A 20,707-nucleotide genomic window follows, 5' to 3' on the forward strand; every position below is an offset into this window, starting at 1 on the left:
AATGCCGCACATAGTCGTAAAGATGTTCCTTGGCCGCTCCGAGGAGCAGAAACAGGAATTCGCCGCGAAAGTGGTCGAAGCTGCGAAAACCATCCTAGGCTCAAGCGACGCTTCGCTTTCCGTTTCCATCTTGGAAGTGGATCCGGCGGAGTGGGATGCGAGTGTCTACGACCCGGAAATCGTGGCGAACGAAAGCACGCTCTATAAACGGCCGGGTTACGGGGCTCTCTCACAGTCGTAGGGGGTGATCGCCGAGGGCGTTTTTGAATGAAGCGGGGGTGCCATGCAAACCCCGCTCGCCTCGGCCACACGGCCACTTTGCCCGGCATGCTGTGCTGACAGGATTGGAGTGTCCAATGTTCATTCATCTGCTGGCGCTGCCAGCGGAAGAACGCGCTATTCAGGATGGGGTGGCGCACCAGGCACCTGCGCTGGCTCCGTAGGCGCCAACCCCGCGACCCGGATCTACGTCTGCACTTGTGATCGTCAGGCTGAGCTCGGATCCCACGTCGGTTTATCAACCGTGGTGCAAGGTACAGCCCGCCAATTGGAATGACGAGCATTGAGCAGCGTTGAATTCCCGTCCACCACGAGCCACAGCCCGTTGCCAAGGGCGTGTACAGTGAGGGGTTTTCGCTTCTCCTGCTTGCCGCGCGCCGACGCAAGCATATAGCGGTTCGCGCTGATGATGCCTCGTTCGCGCATTCGCGCGTTAACAAGCTGCTCGAGCGGAATAAGCAGATGTGCTTCTCCAAGATCGAAGTAGAGCGAAGGATCATCCGGCAACCTTTCGAGCGCGGCCGCGATCTCTTGGTTCAACTCCATCTTTCCAACGGCGCCGTCGGCCTGGAGTGCTAGATACTTTCGCGACATTTCATCGGCTTTCATTCAGCGCTACAGCGACGAGCACTTCGCTGGGCCATCCCGGCCAGGACGACCCTGTTGCTCGTCGGCATTCGGTACCATTATCGCTCATGATTGCTGGGTATCTATGTGAAATCGCACGGTCGGCTGTCCGACCTACAAGTTTTAACTGTTCCCCAATGTGCATGCTTGCTGTTGGGTCAATCGAAGGCTTTTCTTTCGCCTGCCAGGGTCCACAGCGTTTGATGTGAAATCGGCCAATGAACCGATTTTTGCCATCTGAACGCTGCCGATCGCTTGAGCGCCTGCCTAGCTCAAAGGCCTTCGAGGGATCCCCCAGTGTCAGGCACCAATTGCTGCGCCCGTACCATCGAACAGCGAGGACCGGCTCTCGTCGATCCGGATCCCGACGGCTTCGCCAACGCGGAAAGGTGTGTCGGCCGGTGCGCTGACATTGATCAGGCCGAGCCGGCCGGCGCGAACGAAGACGCTCATATTGCCGCCGAGATACTCGCTCGCCTCGATGACGCCGCGGCAATGCCCAGTTTCCGGAGCAACCAGCGCCAAGTGCTCGGGCCTTGCGCCCAGTTTCTCGGGTTCGACCGTCCCTGGCATGGGAAGCGCTAGATCGCCTTCGCCGCTCAGGTCGAGGCGGCCGCCCTGGTCGCGCCGGCATGGCAGGAGGTTCATCTTTGGGCTGCCGATGAACTGCGCGACGAAAAGGTTCGCCGGCTTTTCGTAGAGGTCTCTCGGGCTACCCTGCTGCATGATCCGCCCGTCCTTCATCACGACGATCCGGTCGGCCAGCGTCATCGCCTCCACCTGGTCATGGGTCACATAGATCATGGTGGCGCCAAGCGTGCGATGCAGCTTGGCGATCTCAAGTCGCATATCGACGCGCAGCGCCGCATCGAGGTTTGAAAGCGGCTCGTCAAAGAGAAAGCCGACCGGCTCGCGCACAATTGCCCGCCCGATTGCGACTCGCTGGCGCTGGCCGCCCGAGAGCTCCTTCGGATAGCGGTCCAGAAGGGGCGTGAGCTTCAGCGTTTCCGCCGCTGCCTCGATCTTGGCTCTTGCGGTCGCCGACGGCACCTTGGCGAGCCTCAGGCCGAAGCCCATGTTCTGCCGCACCGTCATGTGCGGATAGAGCGCATAGGACTGGAAGACCATGGCGAGCTGACGATCGACCGGCGAAGCGGACGTCGCATCCCGCCCATTGATCAAAATCTGGCCGTCGGTCGTTGCCTCGAGACCCGCGATCATGCGCAACAGCGTTGACTTGCCGCAGCCGGAGGGCCCGACGATGACGACGAATTCACCGTCGGCGATCTCAAGGTCGAGCTCCCGGATGATCTCAACTGCGCCGTAGCGCTTTCCGGCTTTCCTGAGCGAAATCGTTCCCATGCGTGTCTCCTGGAATATCAACCCTTGACCGCGCCGGCGGTCATCGATCCACTGATCTGGCGGTACATCACGAGGCCGAGCAGCATTGGCGGCAAAGCGCCGACGACCATCACTGCCGATGCTACGCCCCACTGCACACCGCCGCCGCTTGCGGCAAAAAAGAAGGATGCGCCGACCGTGACCGGAACTGCCTTCGAGGTCGTCAGCATCAGGCCGAAGAGGAATTCGTTCCACGCGGTGATGAAGCCGAAGATCAGGCTGGTGACGATCGCCGGCCGGCAGAGCGGCATCACGACCTTGATGAGGATCTGCGTGCGGTTTGCACCATCCATGAGGGCAGCCTCGTCGAGTTCCGCGGGCAGGTCACGGATGGCGTTGACGAGGATGACGAGCGCAAGCGGCAGGTTGACGATCGTCAGGATCAGCCCCAGCCCCAGGCGCGTATCAAGCAGCGCAAGCCACTGGAACATCATGTAGAGCGGGATGGCGAAGATGATCAGCGGCACGGCGCGCAGGTTGACAATAAAGGGCAGGAGTGTGCGTTCGCCAATCTTGCCGCGGGCAATCGCGTAGGCTGCGGGGAGCGCCAGCGCCACGGCAAGTACCGTTCCCATCAGCGCCACAGCAAGGCTGTTGAACAGATAGAGGAAGATGTTCAGCCGATCGGAGACCTCGAACACGGCGCGGTAGTTCTCAAATGTCGGGGCCTGGACCCAGAGACCGGGGTTGCCGGAAAGCTCGCGCGCACTCTTGAACGAGGTGGAAAGCGTCACCAGCACCGGAAAGTTCAAGCCGATGGCGGCAACAGCGAACACGAACCAACGGAGTACTGACATCATCGCTTGGCTCCTTTCCGCCGGCTGGCGAGAGCATTGAGGCCATAAAGCACGGCGAAGGAGGCGACGAACAGGACGACTGAGGCGGCAACCGCCTTGCCGATGGCGCCCTGCTTGAAGAAGGCCTCATAGATGTAGATCGACAGCGATGCCGTCGATCCGCCGGGACCGCTCCCGGTCAACACATAGACGTTGTCAAAGACCCGGAAGCCGTCGATGAAGCGGATAAGCAACGCGGCCGCGATCGTAGGGCCCATCATCGGCAGTTCGATGAACCACAGGCGCTGCAGGCTTCGCGCCCCGTCCATTGCGGATGCTTCGGCAATCTCGGAAGGGATCGCCTGATAAGCCATGTAGAAAAGCAGCAGCGTGAATGGTGTCCACTGCAACGTCTCAACGACGACCAGGGTCCAGAAGGCGGAGCCGGGCCCAAGGAACGAGATGCTGGCGCCGAAATAGGTCCAGAGATAATAAGGTACCGGCCCGACGAATTCGTGCAAGACAAGGCGGTACATCAGGCCGACCAGTGCCGGCGCGACCATGAGCGGCAGCATCAGGATCGCCATCAGCCAGCTCCGTTTTTCGATGAGCGGCGACAGGAAGATCGCCAGCGACAGCCCGAGCAGGCATTCGAGAATAGCGGTCAAGAGGCCGAAGCGCAGCGAGAACCAGCTCGCCTGCCAGAAAGCCGCATCGCTCCAGACCGAGAGAAAGTTCTTGAGCCCGGTAAACGTCGGCTGGCGTAGCGTCTCGAAGGAGACCTCGGAGACCGAATAGATCAGATTGACGAGGGCCGGGAAGCCCAGGAAAACGAGCAGGAAGAGGACGAGCGGCGTGGCGAGCAGCCGGAACTCAGGGGCATTGGATTGCGGTCTGGCTATCGTCATGGCACCGATCTGTGTCTGTTGTCGGTCGGGCAAGGGGACGCAAGGTGTTTCCTCGGTCCACTTCCCAGTGCCTGTTACAGGAGATCTAGCCAGCCCAAATCCTTGAGCTGGATGGCTCTTTGGCACCGCGGACGCGGCGCACCTGGATCCCGTGCGGAGCACTGGCAAGTGGGGTGGAGAAAGATTCCCCGGTACCCGCTTGTCGTTGAGGGCTGCGGCCTTCCTGGTGGACGCCGCAACCCTTTCACTTACTTCAGCAGGTCTGCCATGCCCTTTTCGGTGCTAGCGAGCGCATCCTCGATCGATTGCTGGCCGGACCAGTAGCCGGTGAACTCCTTGGCCTGCAGTTCGTAGACCGAGAGCGCCTTGGCTGACGTAGCACCGTTCATGACGTAACCGTACTTGCCGGCGAATTCGCCGAGCTTGACGAGATCAGGCCGGGAATCGGCGACCTCGACGACCACTTCCGGCGTCAGGGCTGGTGCGCCGTTGTTTTTGGCGTAGATCAGCGCGGCTTCCTTGGAAGACAGCCACTTCACGAACTTGGCCGCACCCTCCTTGTTTTCGGCATTCTTGTTGAGGCCGAAACCGAGGCCGTGGATATGGGTGAAGCGCCCTTGAGGACCTGCAGGTGGTGCGACCGTTTCGGTCACGTCTGCCACAGCAGGGGATTTCTCCTTGCTCGTCAGGTCGCCGGCTGCCGCATTCCATTGCAGCATTGCGGCCACTTGGCCAGACGCAAAGGCGGCATTCGCCTCGGCAAATTCGTAAGACAGTGAGTCCTTCGGTGATGCGCCATTGTCGTAGAGCAGCTTGTAGATCTCGAGGCCCTTTCGATAGGCATCGGAGTTCACGGTGATCTTGCCGCTGTCGTCCATCCAGTTCGCACCATAGGCGCGTGGTACCGACTGCCAGACCATGATGTTGAAGAGAAGGTTCTTGAGCTGCAGCACCGTGCCGTAGCGGGTCGGGCTGTCCGGGTTGACCGCCTGAGTGAAGTAGAGCGCGGTGGCGGCGTAATCGTCCCAGGTCCACTCGTCCGGGATCTTGGGCTCCAGCTTCTTGCCGAGATACTTCTCCGAGATCTCGGCATATTTCGCCTTGCCGGCGTCATCTTTCAGCAGGGCCTCGATCAGGTCCTTGCGGAAATACATGAAGTGAAGCGAGAGATCGGTTGGCACGCCATATTGCTTGCCCTGGTACTGCATGGTCGACAGTACGGAATCGCCATAGACCGCCTTGGCTTCGCCCGAAAGTTCGACCGGCTCCATGAACGGCGCGTAACGGCCGATCGAATAGGTAGCGAGCAGGTTGAGGTCGAAGGCCTTCGAGCCAGCGGCGAGATCGGCCTGCAGCTTGTCCCAGAAGCCGTCTCGGTTGAAGAACAGAAGTTCGACCTTGTCGTTCTCGGCAACGTCTGACTTGGCGTTGTAGGCGTCGGCGGCAGCCCGCAGTGCCGTTTCTTCCGGGCCGCCCGGCCAGCCGAGCACCGTTACTTCCGCAAGGGCCGGCGTGGCCGCCAGCAGGCTCGCAATACCCGCTGCGGCGAGCAGCGCACGTCTTTTCGTTGTCGCAAATGTCATTTTTGGTTCTCCCTCAAGTTTTGTTGACACTCTGCAAGATTAGCAACGCCGATCACCCCTGCATTCTCCCCAAGGGCGGCGGCGTGTAGCGATGGTCGAAGGCGTGGCGGCACCGGTTCCAGTGCGCGTTCGACGGCGGCGAGATAGCCTTCGGCCAGGCCGATGCTGCCGCCGATGACGATGCGTTTCGGGTCCAACGTGAGCTGGATGTTGCGGCAGAGCAGCGCGGTTCGCCCCGCGGATGTTTCGATGATGCGCCTGGCCCAGTCATCGGCATTTCGGGCCGCGGCAAAGACGTCGCGCGCGGTGGCGCCGGATTGGTGGGGGGATGCCTCCCTGGCGATCCAGTGGCCGGACACGCGATCTTCGAGCACATCATCAGCCCATTCGGCACTACGCGATTGGCCGAAGTGTCCGGCGAGGCCCTCGAGCAGACGCCCGTTCAGGACGATGCCGCCGCCGATGCCGGTGGAGATCGTCAGGAAGACCATGTCTTCGCGGTTGCCTGCGCCAAAGGCGTATTCACCCCAGGCGGCCGCATGGGCGTCGTTTGCAGCCAGTACCGGCACGTCAGCCAGTCGTTCGATCGTCGCTGTCAGCGGAAACCGATCAGGTATGGCGAGTGTGTTGCGGTTGAGCGCTGACCATTGGCCGTTATCGACAATGCCAGTGACCGCGGCGCCGACCGAGCCGTACGCACCGCGCCAGGACGCGATCGCACCGAAGAGTGCGGCGAGCCACTGGGTCGGGTCGCCTTGGCGGGGCGTCGGCATCCGGTGCGTGTCGACGATCTCTGTTCCCCGGATAAGGGCAGCCAGCATCTTCGTGCCGCCGACATCGATCGAAAGAACGGTCCGGGGCTCAGTCATGATCAAGCCTCGCTTCCGGCAAGCGTTTGATCGAGCGCCTGCCGGAACCACGCCGTCACATGTTCGGGACGCGTGATCGCGGAACCGACGACGACAGTGAAGGCCCCCGCCTGCAGCGCCTGAGCGGCCTGTTCGGGCGTGCGCACACAGCCTTCGGCAACCACGTGAGGGGTGAGGCCGCGCATGGCGGCGATGAGCGCGAAGTCCGGCTCCGTCGGCTCGACCGGTCCGGTGTAGCCAGCAAGGGTTGAGCCGACGATCTCGGCACCTTCGGCAAGCGCGCGCTCGGCGTCGGCGAAAACAGAGCAATCCGCCATGGCGATCTTGCCGCCGGCGTGAATGCGCTCGATCAGCGTCCTGGTCGCAACCGGCCGTTCGCGAGCAGTGGCATCATAGGCGATGATATCGGCGCCGGCTGCCGCCAGAGCATCGACGTCCTCGACAAAGGGGGTGATGCGGATCGGCGATGTCTCCAGGTCGCGTTTGACGAGGCCGATAATTGGCCGATCGGTCGCCTGGCGCACGGCGCGAACATAGTCTGCAGACTCGATGCGAAGGGCGGTTGCGCCGCCGTCGAGCGCGGCCAAGGCGAAACCGACAACCATGGCGGCATTGTCCATGACGCCGCCTTTCACCGGTTGGCAAGAAACGATCAGACCGTGCTTGAGGCTATGGATGTCGAAGGTCACGCAGGCTCTCCCAATGGAGGCCTCACGGTAACAGTGTAAGACCAGATTGCAACAGGAATTATACTGGTATTACCTCATCAGCTCGATAACGAAGTCGTAGACGTCACCCCGGTACTTGGTCTGGGTGAATTCGACAATTTGCCCATCGGCCAGGAAACAGCGCCGCTCCATGACGAGCAGGCTCGTGTCTTCGGGCGTTGCGAGCAGGCGTCGCTCTTCATCGCTTGCAGGCTTTGCCTGCATGCGCTGCAGTGCCCGGACAGGCAAAGCGCCGTGGGCTGCGAGATATTCGTACAAGGACGCGCCGATGGCGTCCGGATCCGGCACAAAGCGGGCGGGAAGCGATGCCGTTTCGATCGCGATCGGCGTGTCGTTGGCCGTCCTCAATCGTCTAAGGCGTACGATTTTTTCTCCCGCCGGAATGCCAAGCGCCATCATTTCAGCGGGTGACGGGCGGCTGATTTCACGTGAGATCCAGGTGCAACCGGGTTCCAGCCCGCGCGAGCGCATATCTTCGGAGAAGCTCGTCATCGTGGCCAGGGATTTCTCGACACGTGATGAAACAACGGTCTTTGCCCCCTGGCGGCGGTCAAGCAGGCCATCAGCGACGAGCCCTTCGATCGCCTTGCGCACCGTCACGCGCGAAATCGAAAGGCCCTCGCTCAAGTCCCGCTCGCTGGGGATGACCGAACCGCGGCGGAGTGTCGAGGCGCTGATGGCCTGTTTGATCGCCTCTTCAAGGCGGCGATAGAGCGGCTCGCCGCTGTCGCCCGACATTTGGCTGGCAAGAAACTCGAGCGTTGTCTGATCGTTCATGGGGATCACCTTTCCGGATGACCCCTTATGCAAAATTTTTCATAGGTTTTAAACTGGTATTGTCGTAATCGGCCTCAGCGACACATGCCGGGCCAATGTGTGGCGCCGATCCGTGGCGGCAAATGGCGTCCTGCACGAGCCTAAAGCAGTGCCACTATCGCTGCGATGAACAGCATTGCGAGCACCGCGAGTGCAAGATGGAGTAGGTTCGCCCGGTGGCTTTGGCTTCTAAAAGTTCGCGCCATGTTCTTTACCTCACGATCTGACATGTAACGCACAGCTCTCATGATGGTTCATGGCCATCGCAGCTGAACCGTCGGCTGGCGACCGCCTATGCATTTCCCACATGGGAGCGCTGAGTTTTCAGCGCTGCAACTTACGGAAAGCCTGAGCTATAAGGTGTTCATCGAAGCGAAACGAGGCGCCACGGACTGGCAGCCAGGCTTCGAAAGCCCATTGAAAGGGGGATCAAATGAACATCGCACGCTCCATCAACAACTGGCGCAAGTACCGTCAGACGGTCACCGAACTGGGCCGCATGTCGAACCGCGAACTTCGCGACCTCGGCATCGAACGCGCCGACATCGACCGCGTCGCACGTACGGCCTTCGCCCGCTAAGGCGATCTTAAAGACTGAAGAATTGCCAAGCGCCTGCATCTCCTGCGGGCGCTTTTGCTTTTGAGGTCATGGAGTTTGTTGGGGCGTAGGGAACACCATATGTTCCAGGCTGGCGCGCCCCGCAAAATCGTCCAAAAGAAAACCCCGCCGGGGAAGGCGGGGCAAGGCTCACGCCCAGTTGGCTCGGGGAAGAAACTCCATCAGAAGACTGACATGCGCACGTAGCGAAGAATGAAACAGGCTGTTGCGGATTGCTGATGAGCTCCCTGATGACCGTTCGCCGTCTTCAAGGCGAGCCCTGCGGCACTGGCGAAGGCACGCCGAGTCTTATTGCCTTTGAGAAATTTGGCGACAACCCGTCGTCCCGAGCACGTTGGCCGATATGACTGGCATTTCTGAGTTCTGCGAGCGACACTGACGTATCGACCGCCCCCCGATCATAAGCGTAGTCGGGAAGATACCCGTTGACGATGAGACGCCAGTCGAACGGGATCGAGTCTCCTACAACGCGCATCATCTTGACAACCGTCGTCGTGCAGTTGGTCGTAAGCGAGTTGTAGAAGAGCGGCGTTGTGGCAAGAGCGTTGGCGTCTGTAACATACTCGCGCAGAAGCGCACGCGCCTGGTCAGGTGACGCCTTCAGGCGATAGATTTGAACATCCTCGCTGCGGAAATTTGACCGGACGCCCACCACGTCCCGTTCGTCGGCTGCGATGATCACCAAAGGATTGCTCTTGAACAAATCTGCGAGCGGCGAGAACGCGCCGCCAACCCGCCGACGGACTTCGACCGACCACGGGAGCTGCTCGCCGCCTTCAAATCCAAAGCTGAATATTACATGGGCAATCTCTGGCCCCGCCCAATAGGACATGAACAGGTCGACTGTTCGGAGCTTCCTCATATCGTAGGTCCGCGTGGTCCACCGTTCGACGAATTCCGTGCTGCTGTGCCATTCGAAGTTGCGAACATTGGTTAGTGTCAGCAGGTCGCCGTGAAATTCGCCTGTAACCTGTCGTGCAACATCAGGTGCCCACGAACCGTCTTCGACGGGTTTGATCGTCCTCCACCAAATCAAGACAACTGCGAACGCAACTGCAAATACCAGGAGAGCTTTGAGACGCCAGCGGCCAAACAGCGCGGCGACCGTCAAAAGCCCGACAAGTGCAAAGAGTCCGGCGATAAAACCTCTTGTGAATTCGGAAACGGGAAGACGATACCATAATGCAAGCGAGGCCCAGGCGGCTGCCACGGCTAGCAGAATCGCCGGCGGAACAGTCAGAACAACCAGAGCCCAGCGACTCCAGCCACTCCTTTGCTTGTTCCAACCTGGATTCCTCAACACTTCAGGTCCCGCGTAGTTTGCCAGCCGCTTTGTTTGGGCTGCCGCTTGCTCATGTTTGACTCCTCTCGTCACATTCTCGATTGGCCCATTTCAAGAGCCGCTTAAACCACACAGTATTTCCCCAGGTTCGCTCTTCGTCAGCATTATGTCGAATATATCGTGCTACTGAAGAACGTAACGGTTACATTCCGCACGAGCGCGTTGCAGCCGCGGTGAGGAGGGAACCGTCAATTATTGACGGGGAAGACCTCCGGAAATCGTCAACTGCCGCCAACCGTAGACTGGCTCGGCATCTTCGCGCGACCGATGCGGTTTACTAAACTGCCTTGGTGCCTGGAGGCAGACCGCGCTATTCGTCCGGTGCAGCAGCATCTTCTGGCGAATCTCCCTAAAAATTTACGGAGCGCTGGACACGGCGCGATAACTTGACTGGCAGAACTTGGTCCGAACCTACCGACCTTGCGATGGAGCGTATATGTCAAGCCGCCTCAAGACATTCACTGCACTGGTACTGTCCCTATCGGCGTTTCTGCCGGCCGCGGCGTCGACCGAAACGGCCTTCCTCGACCACCGCGGCAAGAAGGTCATGTTTGCAAAACCGCCGGAACGCGTCGTGACGACAGTTCGCTCGGCGCCGATCATCTATCGTGCCGTGGACGAAAAGGCCGATCGCATCGTCGGCATGAACAAGGATTCGCTGGTGAGGTACTTTACCAGCGGCATCTATGCCGAGATGCTCCCGGAAATGGCCAAAATCAATGCCAGTGCCGCCCAGGATGGCTTCGTACCGAATGTCGAGGCGATCCTTGCGGAAAAACCCGACGTGGTGATCCAGTGGACCCATGACGAGAAGCTTATCGAACCGCTGGAGCGGGTGGGGCTCACTCTCGTCGGCTGGCAATGCTGCTCCGAGCAGGACCGGCTCGACTATGTCACGCTCAGTGGCTACATGACCGGCCGCAACGACCGCGCCCAGGCAATCCTGAAGCACAGTCCGAAACGTTGAAGGCCCTCAATGAAAAGGTTGCCAAGCTCGACAAGTCGGCGCTTCCGTCTGTCCTTCACATCGACAACGTCGCCGACCAGATCCAAGTCATCGCCAATGGCTCGCAGGATCTTTCCCTCAGCGGCGTCACCAACCCGGCGGCGGATAAAACCGGTGAATGGTGGCGAACCGTCGATTTTGAACAGTTGCTCGTCTGGAACCCGGACATCATCATCATTCCCGCCTATGCGACCGACCTCAACCCCAAGGATTTGTTCAACAACCCGGTCCTTGCCAGCCTGAAGGCCGTGAAGGAGAAGCGCGTATACAAGCAGCCGATCTTTGCCAGCACCCCCGATGCGCCGGAAATCTTCCTGACATCGGAATGGCTGGCGGCGGTCGCCCATGGGGCCGATTTTGCTCCCACCTTCAAGAAGCAGATCCTCGACAACTACAAGCTCATTTACGGCGCCGAACTGAAAGACGACCAGGTCGCTGCGATCCTTGAAACTGAAAGCAATGCGCCTGCGAGCAGATATGCCGAGCTCTTCCAGTAAGGGCGACCTGTAGCCTGCGGACTGGATCTGGCAGTACCCGACGACGACGGCGCGCGGCGGCTACGTCTTCATGCACAAGGACAACATGACCCGCTACCCAGACCGTGGCCCCAAAAAGGAGGCGCTTGTCGCCAATGTCTGCCTCGCGTTTCGCAGGCTCTCCATGGGTGAACTGCTGACTTAAAGGACCAAGACGCGGTCCCTATTGGCGCACGTACCCAAAAGTGCAGGTGGCTCACGGCCAGGCCGCGTAGTTCGTGTTGACGTCGTTCCTCTTCAGGGCGCCGCCGGCGCTGGCAACGAGCTTCTCAGCTGGTGCAAGATTTTCTGTCAAATGTTCTGGCAGGCCGTGCTTGCCTTTGGCCTTCTCCGCTTCTTTTGACGTAACAAAGGTCGTGCTTCCTGTTCTTTTCACGAGCACACGAAAGGGTGAATTTGCCCTGGAGTGGCTGCGGCCATTTTGGCCTTCAATCGTAAGTGACCGCCCCCCCGAGCCCGCTTATAGTGATTTGCCTTTTGGGGAGGCCGCTACAGATTGCTAATGTTCTATTGCGCGAAAGTTGTTGAGAGCACACATGCAAACACCAGCAATCGTCACGGATCTTGCCTCTATTGTCCAAACTGCTCTGGCGCCGGTATTTCTCCTCGCTGGTACGGCAGGTTTCGTCGGTGTCTACGAGATGCGTCTTGGCAGGGTTTCCGATCGGCTCAATGCGATACAGGAAAAAGGTGAGCGAGGGGGCGGGCGACGCACGCAGTTGGACTATCTGCGCCGCCGTACGCTTGCCCTGGAAATAGCTGTCGCACTCGGGACGTTTGCCGCGATCTGCACTGGATGGGCAATCCTCAATCTACTCGCCGGTGCGCTTCAGTTCGGGTTTCGTGAAGAAAATCTCTTCTGGTTCTTCGGCGGTGCGATCCTGTCGCTTATCGGATCGCTTGTCGCATTCCTTGTCGAGATGCTTATTGCTGGGCGCAGCATGTTGCGCCAGATACGGATGGACGAAACCACCCCGGAACGCGATTGATCGGACAGTCCAAAGGTTCACAGGAAGCCTTCGCAGCCAGATCTCGGGGACGCGCAGGCGACCGTTGGACCGACCTGCGGCTTCTAACCGGAGCATTTAAGGTTTCGATCGCCTCTGGTTTCTTCCGCAGAGTCGCAGACTGCTAATAGAGCGACAGGGCCGCCCCCGGATCAAGGCCATCTAACAGTTTCCTCCAGGAATGCATGAACGGGCACAAAGAGCGTAAGATGTCCTTCGTTCTGGCGGTTACCGCGGCGTTTTTCATACTAGTATTACTATAAACAAATAATGTCTTGTAACGGGTGGGCATGGGTGTATTCTCGCGTAAATAGCGATGAGCGCTTAGTCTGATTTTGTCCCGATTACCACGTTTTGGGGATGTTATTATGATCGACTGGTTCGTAAGCACGCTTCGCACATATCCTGAAATTGCAATCTTTCTCTCATTGGCGCTGGGATACTACTTCGGTTCATTCACCTACAAAGGCCTTGGCCTCGGTGCGGTGACTGCGACGCTGATCGCTGCCGTCATCATCGGTCAACTCGGGATCACCATTTCGCCGCCGCTCAAGGCCACGTTCTTTCTGATGTTCCTGTTTGCGATCGGCTACGGCGTCGGGCCGCAATTCGTTCGGGGCATCGCGAAGGATGGCCTCCCGCAAGCGTTGTTCGCGGCGGTTGTGTGTGTCTTTTGCCTGGGAGCGCCATATATCGCTGCCAAGATAGCCGGTTATGATGTGGGTTCCGCGCTGGGGCTCTATGCAGGCTCGCAGACCATCTCGGCGTCGATGGGATTGGGAACGGATGCCATCAATCGCCTTGGTTTGGCGCCGGAAGAAACCAAACGTCTTCTGGACGCCATGCCGGTCGCCTATGCCGTCACCTATATTTTCGGAACGATCGGATCGGCCATCGTGCTGGCGTTGATCGGTCCTGCGCTCATGGGTATCGACCTGGAGGCGGAATGCAAACGCTACGAGGCCGAGCAGGGTGGCAAGAAGGAAGCGGGGGGCGCTGGAACCGCTTGGCACCACTACGAGTTGCGCGCCTATCGGGTCCGCGAGGGCGGGCCGGTCGTCGGCAAGACGGCACGTGAAGCCGAATCGATGATCCCTGAGCAGCGGATTTTCATTGAACGTATTCGTCGCGGGGGAAAGATCGAGGATGCTACGGCAGACACGGTGATCCAGGCAGGCGACGTCGTTGCCGTGGCCGGGCGGCGCGAAGTGCTGGTAAGCGTGATCGGTCAAACGGCAGAGGAAGTCGACGACCGCGAGTTGCTGGCCGTGCCGGTCGAAGGGGTCGATGTTCTTGTCACAACCAAGGAGGCGAACGGCAAGACGCTGGCGGAACTGGCACAATGGCCAACGTCCCGTGGCGTGTTCCTGCGCCGGATCGCCCGTGGCGCTACGGCGACGGAAATTCCGATCCTTCCGAACACGCAAGTCCACCGCGGCGATATCCTGACGATCGTCGGGCGAACGCAGGACACCGCGGCTGCCGCCAAAGCCCTGGGTGTGGCCGACCGGCCGAGTGACATTGCCGATGTCGCCTTCATCGGCGCCGCAATTGCCATCGGTGGCTTGCTCGGTGCGCTCGTCTACAAGGTCGGCGATGTGCCGTTTACCCTGTCCACGTCTGGAGGCGCATTGATATCCGGGCTTTTCTTCGGCTGGCTCCGCTCCGTGCGGCCGAAATTCGGACGAATACCGACATCGACGGTCTGGTTCATGAACTCCGTCGGTCTCAACGTTTTCATCGCGGTGGTCGGTATTTCCTCGGGTCCAGGATTTGTAGCTGGCTTGCAGCAGCTTGGCTTCAGCCTGTTCCTTTGGGGCATATTCGCAACGACCGTCCCGCTCGTGCTGGCAATGTATGTCGGAAAATATGTGTTCCGGTTCCACCCTGCTATTCTGTTGGGATGCTGTTCCGGCGCGCGCACCACGACTGCCTCGCTCGGGATGATCAACGATCGCGCCAAGAGCCAGATACCAGGCCTCGGCTATACTGTGACCTATGCCGTCGGCAACACCCTGTTGACGATCTGGGGCATGGTGCTCGTGATGATGATGACCTAGCGCATCTCCGGGTTAAATGGGGATGCGGAGGTGCCGCGTCCCTTCGACTACAGGCATGTATCTCGCATCTTTTCCAGTAGGCGGCTTCTTATCGGACCGGGATGGTTCGTCTTTCGAAGCCCTGGCCAGCGGGATCCGAGACCCTTTCTTGAGACTGCTTCGTCCCATTTATTGCGTCGATAATAATAGCCGCGACCACTGACGAAAACCGCAGATCGGTGGCCGCGGGTAGCCCATACGAGCCGAGTTGGGAGCGCGCTATGCCGAACAAGACCGCACAAGTAGATCAGTTTCTGCTCATCCATTCGGCACGCGCCGACAATTGGCGTGAGATCACGACGCTGGCAGACGCCTGGGCCGCCAATCGCGGCGCGCGGGCTGCCCTGGAAGCGGCGATTTCTGCTGTGGCACCGGCGGAGGAATACTACGCCTATCCGGGCAGACGGCTGCTTTCGGTTCTGGCAGAGCGTATTGCCACCGACGATGCCGGTGGAGCGGCAAGGCTTGCACGACGCATCTCCAATGGGCTGCTCAGCCATTCCTATCGCGGCCGCCAAAGTGAATGGGACGTGCATGACGAAATGTCAGGAGCCGAAGTGACCGATATCATGCCGCCGGGAACCGGAGAGGCTCGCGGGCGCCGGCCCTATTTCGAAGTTCTGTTCGTCAACAGTCAGCCGGCCACGCGTTGGGAGGCATTCGCCGCAGAGATTAGGAGGCTGCGCCGGCCAGAGGACGGTTTCATTTACGAGCCGGTGCTGGTCGGGTCCTTCGAGGATGCGTTCTGCGCGGCCGCCCTGAACCCCGATATTATCGCTATCGTGCTCGCTGAAGGTTTTCCTTACCGCTCACGGCACGACGCGCCTGTGCTTCGATCGGTGCTTGATCCGCTGGGAGAAACCGAGGGACCAGACATGTCGGCGCTTCGCCTGGCGCGCGGCTTGAAGCGCATCCGGCCCGAACTCGACGTCTATCTGCTTTCCGACCGGCAAGTCGAAAAGATCGCCGGAGATCCGACGGCGGATGCGGTGCGGCGCGTGTTTTACGCGGTGGAGGAGCCGCTGGAGATGCATCTCGCGATCCTCGAAGGGGTGCAGGCACGCTATGAAACGCCCTTCTTCGACAATCTTAAGAAATATGCGCGACGGCCCATCGGTACATTTCATGCGCTCCCCATCGCGCGCGGCAAATCCGTCTTCAAGTCTGACTGGATCCGCGACATGGGCGAATTCTATGGGCTCAATCTGTTCCTTGCGGAAAGCAGTGCGACGACGGGTGGTCTCGATAGCCTTTTGGAGCCCACAGGTACGATCAAACGCTCTCAGGAGCTGGCGGCACGTGCCTTTGGCGCTGACCACGTCTTCTTTGTGACGAACGGCACCTCCACCTCCAACAAGATGGCCGTGCAGGCCCTTCTGGCGCCCGGCGACATTGCGGTAGTCGATCGCAACTGCCACAAGTCGCATCACTACGGCATGGTGCTGACCGGCGCGCAGCCCTACTATGTCGAAGCGTTCCCGATGACCGAGTACTCGATGTACGGCGCCGTGCCGCTTGCGACGATCAAGCGAGCGCTTTTGACGTTAAGGGCGGAAGGGCGTCTGGACCGGCTGAAACTGCTCGACCTCACCAACTGCACCTTCGACGGGCACATGTATAACGTCAGGCGCGTGATGGAGGAGTGTCTCGCCATCAAGCCGGACCTCATCTTCCTCTGGGATGAAGCGTGGTCCGGATTTGCCCGATTTTCACCCTTCCTGCGGCCACGCACGGCCATGGGGGCAGCAGCGGATATCGAAAGCTGGTTGCAGGATCCGGCGTCGGTCAGTGCCTACGAAAAGCAGCGTGCGGACCTTGGCGATGAGCCGTCCGACGAAGCGCTGCTCGCCGCACGCCTACTTCCCGATCCGCGTCTTGTTCGCCTTCGGGTCTATCAGACCAATTCGACGCACAAATCGATGTCAGCGATCCGGCAAGGCTCAATGTTGCTCGTCAAGGATGTCGATTTTCATACCGTCGAAGCCCAGTTCCACGAGGCGGTGTTCACCCATGCCTCGACAAGTCCGAACCAGCAGCTGATCGCCAGTCTCGACGTTGCACGCCGGCAGATGGAGCTCGATGGGTATGGGTTGGTGATGAACGCGATCGAGATCGCTCTCAAGATCCGTCGGGCGATCAACGAACATCCGCTGATTTCGAAGTATTTCCGCGTTCTCGGTGCGGATGAGATGATCCCTGCGCAGTATCGCCAGTCAGGGTTCAAGGACTACCTGGCACCGGGTGCGACCTGGGCCACGGCGGTGAAAGCCATGAACGAAGACGAATTCTACCTCGATCCCACGCGTATGACGCTGGTATGTGGAACGGCTGGCTTTGACGGAACCCAATTCAAGGGGCTGCTGGCCAACGAGTACGATATCCAGCTGAACAAGACGTCGCGAAACAGCGTGCTTTTGCAGTCCAACATCAACAATACCCGCAGTGATATCGCGCATCTCGTTCGCGTCCTGGTCGAGATCTGCCGTGGTATCGAAAAACGGCTTGCCGATGGCGGCGAGGGCGAGCGGGCTGCCTTCGCTGCACGGGTAAAGTCGCTGATGACGGATGTGCCGGACCTTCCAAATTTCAGTCACTTCCACGCGTTGTATCGCGGTGACGCGGGACGCACGTCGCCCGAAGGCGACATGCGAGCCGCCTTCTTCCACGCCTATGATGCTTCGGTCTGCGAATACGTACCGCTGATCGGAGCCGAGTGCGACAAGCGGCTGAAGGAAGGTCCGGAAATGGTCTCGGCCAACTTCGTCATCCCCTATCCCCCGGGGTTCCCTATCATGGTGCCGGGTCAGGTCCTGACGCAGGAGACGATCGACTTCATGCGGAAGCTGGATGTGAAGGAGATCCATGGCTACGAGAAGGCAAGGGGTCTGAAGCTGGTCAAACCTGATGCAGTTGCGGCCAAGGCGAAACGATCGGCGAAAGCACGGTAGTGCCGGAGCTTCCACGGGTCCGCGGGCTGCTATCCGGACGAACTCGACCCCCAATGCTTTGCATGGATTGCCGGTTTGCATGAACGTTTGGGGTCGGCGGTAAAGGTGCCTTGGCCCTTGATTGAGGTGGGAGGGACTTCGTCTGGTCATGATTTGGATCGAGCAATTCCTGGTCAAGTATCCTGAGCTTGCCGTATTCCTTGCAATCAGCATCGGGTACCTGATCGGAGGCCTCAAGTTCGGAGGTTTCAGTCTGGGTCCGGTCACCGGCTCGTTGTTCGCCGGTATCCTCATCGGTCAGTTCGCCGATGTTCCGATTGCCGGGATGGCGAAGTCGCTGCTTTTTCTCCTGTTTCTTTTCGGTATCGGCTACTCAGTCGGGCCGCAGTTCTTGCAGGCCTTGAAACGGGACGGCATGAAGCCTGTCCTGCTTGCGGTGGTCGTCTGTGTGACCGGGCTGGGCACAGCCGTCGTGGTCGCGAAAATCCTTGGCTTGGACCCTGGTTTTGGAGCCGGGCTTTTGTCGGGCGCGCTCACTGAGAGTCCGGCAATGGGCACTGCCACCGAAGCGATCAACGCCTTGCCGCTGCCCGAGGCGGATCGCGCACGGTTTGTCGCCCACATCGCCGTGGCCGACGCTGTTTGCTACGTTTTCGGCGCTGTTGGCGTCATCCTGTTTTGCAGCGTTGTCGGTCCAAAATTGCTTGGCATCGACCTCGTCGCCGAGGCGCTAAAACTTGAGAAAGAATACGGGATAACCCGAAAGGCCACCGGGGTCGCGTCCGCCTGGCACAGGTTCGAAATTCGCGCCTACCGGATAGCGGAGGGCGCGCCGATCGCCGGTCGATCGGTCGTTGATGCCGAGGCAACATTTCCGGAGCATCGACTATTCATTCAACGCCTGCGACGCGGGGGCTTAATCCTTGAGGCCGCTCCCGAGCTTGTGATTGAACCTGGCGATATCGTTGCGGTGTCCGGAACACGAGAGGTGCTGGTCACCGTCCTTGGTCAGCGCTCCGAGGAAGTCGAGGATCGTGAGCTGTTGGACGTGCCGATATCGGTGACCGACGTGTTGCTGACGAGCCCTGAACTTAATGGCCGAAGCATTGCGGATGTGGCGACAGAAGGCTGGACAAGAAGCCTCTATCTGCGAACGATCAGTCGTGGCGGCCAGGACATTCCTCTTGCGCCAGGGATCACAATGCAGCGCGGGGATATCCTTCGCCTCGTCGGCCCGGAACCGGTCGTGGTGAGCGCCGCCAAGCGCATTGGTGTCGTGGTCGCGCCGGCCACTGCAACGGACTTCCTGGTCCTCGGCCTTGCGATCTTCCTGGGCGGACTTGTCGGCGTTCTCGTCACGTTTCCCATCGGAGACATGAGGATTTCGCTGAGCACCAGTGTGGGCACACTCCTCGCCGGATTGGTGGTGGGGCACCTGCGCACGCGCTTTCCACTTTTTGGTCGCATACCGGATGCTGCGGTGTCACTCATGACCGCGCTTGGTCTTGCCGCCTTCGTCGCGATGACTGGCCTTCATGCAGGTCCGGTATTTGGCCCCGCTATCGCGGAAGCGGGTGTCGGGCTCCTGGTCGGCGGCATCATCGTCACAATGGTTCCATTGATCGTAGGCCTTTACTTTGGACGCTACGTGCTTGGCATGAACCCCATACTGTTGTTGGGTGGACTAGCCGGCGCGCAGACCATGACGGCCGGCATGGCCGCCGTCCAGGACAGGTCGGGGAGCTCGGTAGCAGTCCTTGGTTACACGCCTGCAGTGCCTATCGGCCATATACTGCTCACCACATGGGGGACGGTGATCGTGGGTATCATCGCCGGATAAGAAGCCAATAATCTAATCGATCAGCGGCAAAACAAGTGCACGACGAGAATTTGCAACAGACTTCTAAAGTAAAGTGGCGAATACTGACTGCGGACCGACAAGGCGAATCGCCCGTGACTGAAAGGTGCTTTTGATGCGGCATGTATTACACGTAGTCTCACCCGCACTTTTCAGCGTGGCACTGGGGGTTGCGGCACCTGCTTCGGCCCAGGAGCCAGCAAAGCCGGCGCAGGCCAGCAAGGAAGCCGAGCATTGGATACCGAAGCTGCGGCTCGGCGACGACAATGCTTATTTCGAATTCTACGGTCAGATCAACAAGGGCCTGCTGAGCTACGATGACGGCGGGCAAACGGATAACTATTTTCCGGCCGACAATGGGAACTCGTCGTCACGCGCGGGCTTTCGCATCTACAGCCTCATGGAAAACGACTGGTCTTTCGGGGCCAATCTCGAATGGGAGTGGAACCCTTACTCGACAACCAATGTGAACCAGTTGAACGAGGATCACTTCGACTGGGGGACCGATCTGCTGCGCAAGGCGGAAATCTATCTAAATTCGAAGGACTACGGCAAATTCTGGTTCGGCCAGGGCAGCATGGCGTCGGATACGACCGCCGAGGTGGATTTGTCCGGCACGGACGTTGTTGGTTACTCGCTGGTGTCGGATATGGCCGGCGGACCGTTTTTCCGAAACTCCGACGGTACGCTGTCGACGGTCCGCGTAAAGGACGCGTTCACCAACTATGACGGCCTTAGCCGCAAGCTGCGCGTCCGCTACGACACCCCGGCCTTTGGCGGCTTCAGCTTTGCGACGTCGGTCGGAACACAAGTCGTTCCGGAGGAAACCGACGTCACCGTCTGGGACGCGGCGGTTCGATACAATGAGACCTACGACGCTTTCAAGGTCGCAGCTGCACTTGCCGTTTCAAGGCCCGGCGATGGCAACTCGATATACGATGCGTCCGTTTCGGTCCTGCATCTCGATACCGGGCTCAGCCTCACCCTTGCAGCGGGCTACTCGGACAAGGAGACGGTTGATGGACGCTACGGCTACGTAAAGATCGGCTATCAGGCGGATATCTTCGATGTCGGCAAAACCGCGTTTTCGGTCGACGCCTATTTTGGCAAGGACATCGCGGGCAGGGGCAGCAAGAGCGATTCCTTCGGCGCGCAGATTGTCCAGAACCTCGACTATCTACAGACGGAACTCTACCTTGGAGCCCGGACCTATTCGCTCGACCAGGAGACCGCCGATCTTCAAGATAGCTTCGCTGTGTTGGGTGGCGCCAGAATAAAGTTTTAAGGAACAAACCGGCGAAGCAA

18 protein-coding genes are annotated in these 20,707 nt (G+C 59.6%); 9 read left to right on the forward strand and 9 right to left on the reverse strand.

Going from position 1 to position 20,707, the window contains the following annotated elements:
- Position 1 precedes the first annotated feature (1 nt).
- Complete coding sequence (locus tag FA04_RS30745; protein ID WP_034798712.1) at positions 2 to 241, forward strand: tautomerase family protein; 240 nt, start codon at positions 2 to 4, stop codon at positions 239 to 241.
- 245 nt (positions 242 to 486) lie between these two features.
- Here the strand turns inward: FA04_RS30745 and FA04_RS30750 are convergent, their stop codons facing one another.
- From FA04_RS30750 to FA04_RS30785, 8 genes are all read right to left on the reverse strand, one after another.
- Positions 487 to 888, reverse strand: coding sequence for a hypothetical protein (locus FA04_RS30750; protein WP_060516733.1), 402 nt, complete (start codon positions 886 to 888; stop codon positions 487 to 489).
- Between the two features lie 318 nt (positions 889 to 1,206).
- A complete protein-coding gene (locus FA04_RS30755; protein ID WP_034798716.1) occupies positions 1,207 to 2,268 on the reverse strand; it encodes an ABC transporter ATP-binding protein in 1,062 nt (353 codons plus the stop codon).
- Between the two features lie 17 nt (positions 2,269 to 2,285).
- Positions 2,286 to 3,107: a carbohydrate ABC transporter permease gene (locus tag FA04_RS30760; protein ID WP_034798718.1), complete on the reverse strand. Its 822-nt coding sequence runs from the start codon at positions 3,105 to 3,107 to the stop codon at positions 2,286 to 2,288.
- Entirely contained in the window at positions 3,104 to 3,991 is an 888-nt protein-coding gene (locus FA04_RS30765) for a carbohydrate ABC transporter permease (RefSeq protein ID WP_051659465.1), read from the reverse strand. Before FA04_RS30765 ends, FA04_RS30760 begins: the two co-directional genes overlap by 4 nt.
- Positions 3,992 to 4,239: 248 nt before the next feature.
- Complete coding sequence (locus FA04_RS30770) at positions 4,240 to 5,574, reverse strand: extracellular solute-binding protein (protein WP_034798720.1); 1,335 nt, start codon at positions 5,572 to 5,574, stop codon at positions 4,240 to 4,242.
- On the reverse strand, positions 5,571 to 6,443 hold the full coding sequence (locus FA04_RS30775; RefSeq protein WP_051659466.1) for an ROK family protein: 873 nt from the start codon (positions 6,441 to 6,443) through the stop codon (positions 5,571 to 5,573). Before FA04_RS30775 ends, FA04_RS30770 begins: the two co-directional genes overlap by 4 nt.
- A 2-nt stretch (positions 6,444 to 6,445) precedes the next feature.
- Complete coding sequence (locus FA04_RS30780; protein WP_034798722.1) at positions 6,446 to 7,132, reverse strand: N-acetylmannosamine-6-phosphate 2-epimerase; 687 nt, start codon at positions 7,130 to 7,132, stop codon at positions 6,446 to 6,448.
- 69 nt (positions 7,133 to 7,201) lie between these two features.
- Positions 7,202 to 7,948 (reverse strand): GntR family transcriptional regulator, encoded by a 747-nt coding sequence (locus FA04_RS30785; protein ID WP_034798725.1) that lies wholly within the window; start codon positions 7,946 to 7,948, stop codon positions 7,202 to 7,204.
- A 472-nt stretch (positions 7,949 to 8,420) separates the two neighbouring features.
- On the opposite strand from FA04_RS30785, the gene FA04_RS30790 reads away from it, so the two are divergent.
- Positions 8,421 to 8,567, forward strand: a complete 147-nt coding sequence (locus tag FA04_RS30790) for a DUF1127 domain-containing protein (RefSeq protein WP_064817045.1) — start codon at positions 8,421 to 8,423, stop codon at positions 8,565 to 8,567.
- A gap of 286 nt (positions 8,568 to 8,853) precedes the next feature.
- Here FA04_RS30790 and FA04_RS30795 read toward each other — a convergent pair whose 3' ends face one another.
- Positions 8,854 to 9,855 carry an Lnb N-terminal periplasmic domain-containing protein gene (locus FA04_RS30795; protein ID WP_034798802.1) on the reverse strand — a complete coding sequence of 334 codons (1,002 nt, stop codon included), beginning with the start codon at positions 9,853 to 9,855 and terminating at the stop codon, positions 8,854 to 8,856.
- A gap of 529 nt (positions 9,856 to 10,384) precedes the next feature.
- Between FA04_RS30795 and FA04_RS36145 the strand changes: the two genes are divergently transcribed.
- From FA04_RS36145 to FA04_RS30830, 7 genes are all read left to right on the forward strand, one after another.
- Positions 10,385 to 10,915, forward strand: a complete 531-nt coding sequence (locus tag FA04_RS36145) for a TroA family protein (RefSeq protein ID WP_234798882.1) — start codon at positions 10,385 to 10,387, stop codon at positions 10,913 to 10,915.
- Complete coding sequence (locus FA04_RS36150) at positions 10,912 to 11,451, forward strand: ABC transporter substrate-binding protein (RefSeq protein WP_234798883.1); 540 nt, start codon at positions 10,912 to 10,914, stop codon at positions 11,449 to 11,451. Before FA04_RS36145 ends, FA04_RS36150 begins: the two co-directional genes overlap by 4 nt.
- A gap of 575 nt (positions 11,452 to 12,026) precedes the next feature.
- A complete protein-coding gene (locus tag FA04_RS30810) occupies positions 12,027 to 12,479 on the forward strand; it encodes a DUF2721 domain-containing protein (protein WP_034798730.1) in 453 nt (150 codons plus the stop codon).
- Between the two features lie 386 nt (positions 12,480 to 12,865).
- Entirely contained in the window at positions 12,866 to 14,557 is a 1,692-nt protein-coding gene (gene aspT / locus FA04_RS30815) for an aspartate-alanine antiporter (protein WP_034798732.1), read from the forward strand.
- Between the two features lie 260 nt (positions 14,558 to 14,817).
- Entirely contained in the window at positions 14,818 to 17,544 is a 2,727-nt protein-coding gene (locus tag FA04_RS30820) for an aminotransferase class I/II-fold pyridoxal phosphate-dependent enzyme (RefSeq protein WP_034798734.1), read from the forward strand.
- Positions 17,545 to 17,692: 148 nt separating this feature from the next.
- On the forward strand, positions 17,693 to 19,384 hold the full coding sequence (aspT, locus tag FA04_RS30825; RefSeq protein ID WP_034798737.1) for an aspartate-alanine antiporter: 1,692 nt from the start codon (positions 17,693 to 17,695) through the stop codon (positions 19,382 to 19,384).
- A gap of 133 nt (positions 19,385 to 19,517) precedes the next feature.
- A complete protein-coding gene (locus FA04_RS30830) occupies positions 19,518 to 20,687 on the forward strand; it encodes a porin (RefSeq protein WP_034798740.1) in 1,170 nt (389 codons plus the stop codon).
- The last annotated feature ends 20 nt before the right edge of the window (positions 20,688 to 20,707 follow it).

It is taken from the genome of Ensifer adhaerens (assembly GCF_000697965.2).
Taxonomy (GTDB): domain Bacteria; phylum Pseudomonadota; class Alphaproteobacteria; order Rhizobiales; family Rhizobiaceae; genus Ensifer; species Ensifer adhaerens.

Bases quoted from the DNA above. Each gene is read 5' to 3' on its own strand.
- FA04_RS30745 (WP_034798712.1), top strand. From the start codon at position 2: ATGCCGCACATAGTCGTAAAGATGTTCCTTGGCCGCTCCGAGGAGCAG.
- FA04_RS30750 (WP_060516733.1), bottom strand. From the start codon at position 888: ATGAAAGCCGATGAAATGTCGCGAAAGTATCTAGCACTCCAGGCCGAC.
- FA04_RS30755 (WP_034798716.1), bottom strand. From the start codon at position 2,268: ATGGGAACGATTTCGCTCAGGAAAGCCGGAAAGCGCTACGGCGCAGTT.
- FA04_RS30760 (WP_034798718.1), bottom strand. From the start codon at position 3,107: ATGATGTCAGTACTCCGTTGGTTCGTGTTCGCTGTTGCCGCCATCGGC.
- FA04_RS30765 (WP_051659465.1), bottom strand. From the start codon at position 3,991: ATGACGATAGCCAGACCGCAATCCAATGCCCCTGAGTTCCGGCTGCTC.
- FA04_RS30770 (WP_034798720.1), bottom strand. From the start codon at position 5,574: ATGACATTTGCGACAACGAAAAGACGTGCGCTGCTCGCCGCAGCGGGT.
- FA04_RS30775 (WP_051659466.1), bottom strand. From the start codon at position 6,443: ATGACTGAGCCCCGGACCGTTCTTTCGATCGATGTCGGCGGCACGAAG.
- FA04_RS30785 (WP_034798725.1), bottom strand. From the start codon at position 7,948: ATGAACGATCAGACAACGCTCGAGTTTCTTGCCAGCCAAATGTCGGGC.
- FA04_RS30790 (WP_064817045.1), top strand. From the start codon at position 8,421: ATGAACATCGCACGCTCCATCAACAACTGGCGCAAGTACCGTCAGACG.
- FA04_RS36145 (WP_234798882.1), top strand. From the start codon at position 10,385: ATGTCAAGCCGCCTCAAGACATTCACTGCACTGGTACTGTCCCTATCG.
- FA04_RS30810 (WP_034798730.1), top strand. From the start codon at position 12,027: ATGCAAACACCAGCAATCGTCACGGATCTTGCCTCTATTGTCCAAACT.
- aspT (WP_034798732.1), top strand. From the start codon at position 12,866: ATGATCGACTGGTTCGTAAGCACGCTTCGCACATATCCTGAAATTGCA.
- FA04_RS30820 (WP_034798734.1), top strand. From the start codon at position 14,818: ATGCCGAACAAGACCGCACAAGTAGATCAGTTTCTGCTCATCCATTCG.
- aspT (WP_034798737.1), top strand. From the start codon at position 17,693: ATGATTTGGATCGAGCAATTCCTGGTCAAGTATCCTGAGCTTGCCGTA.
- FA04_RS30830 (WP_034798740.1), top strand. From the start codon at position 19,518: ATGCGGCATGTATTACACGTAGTCTCACCCGCACTTTTCAGCGTGGCA.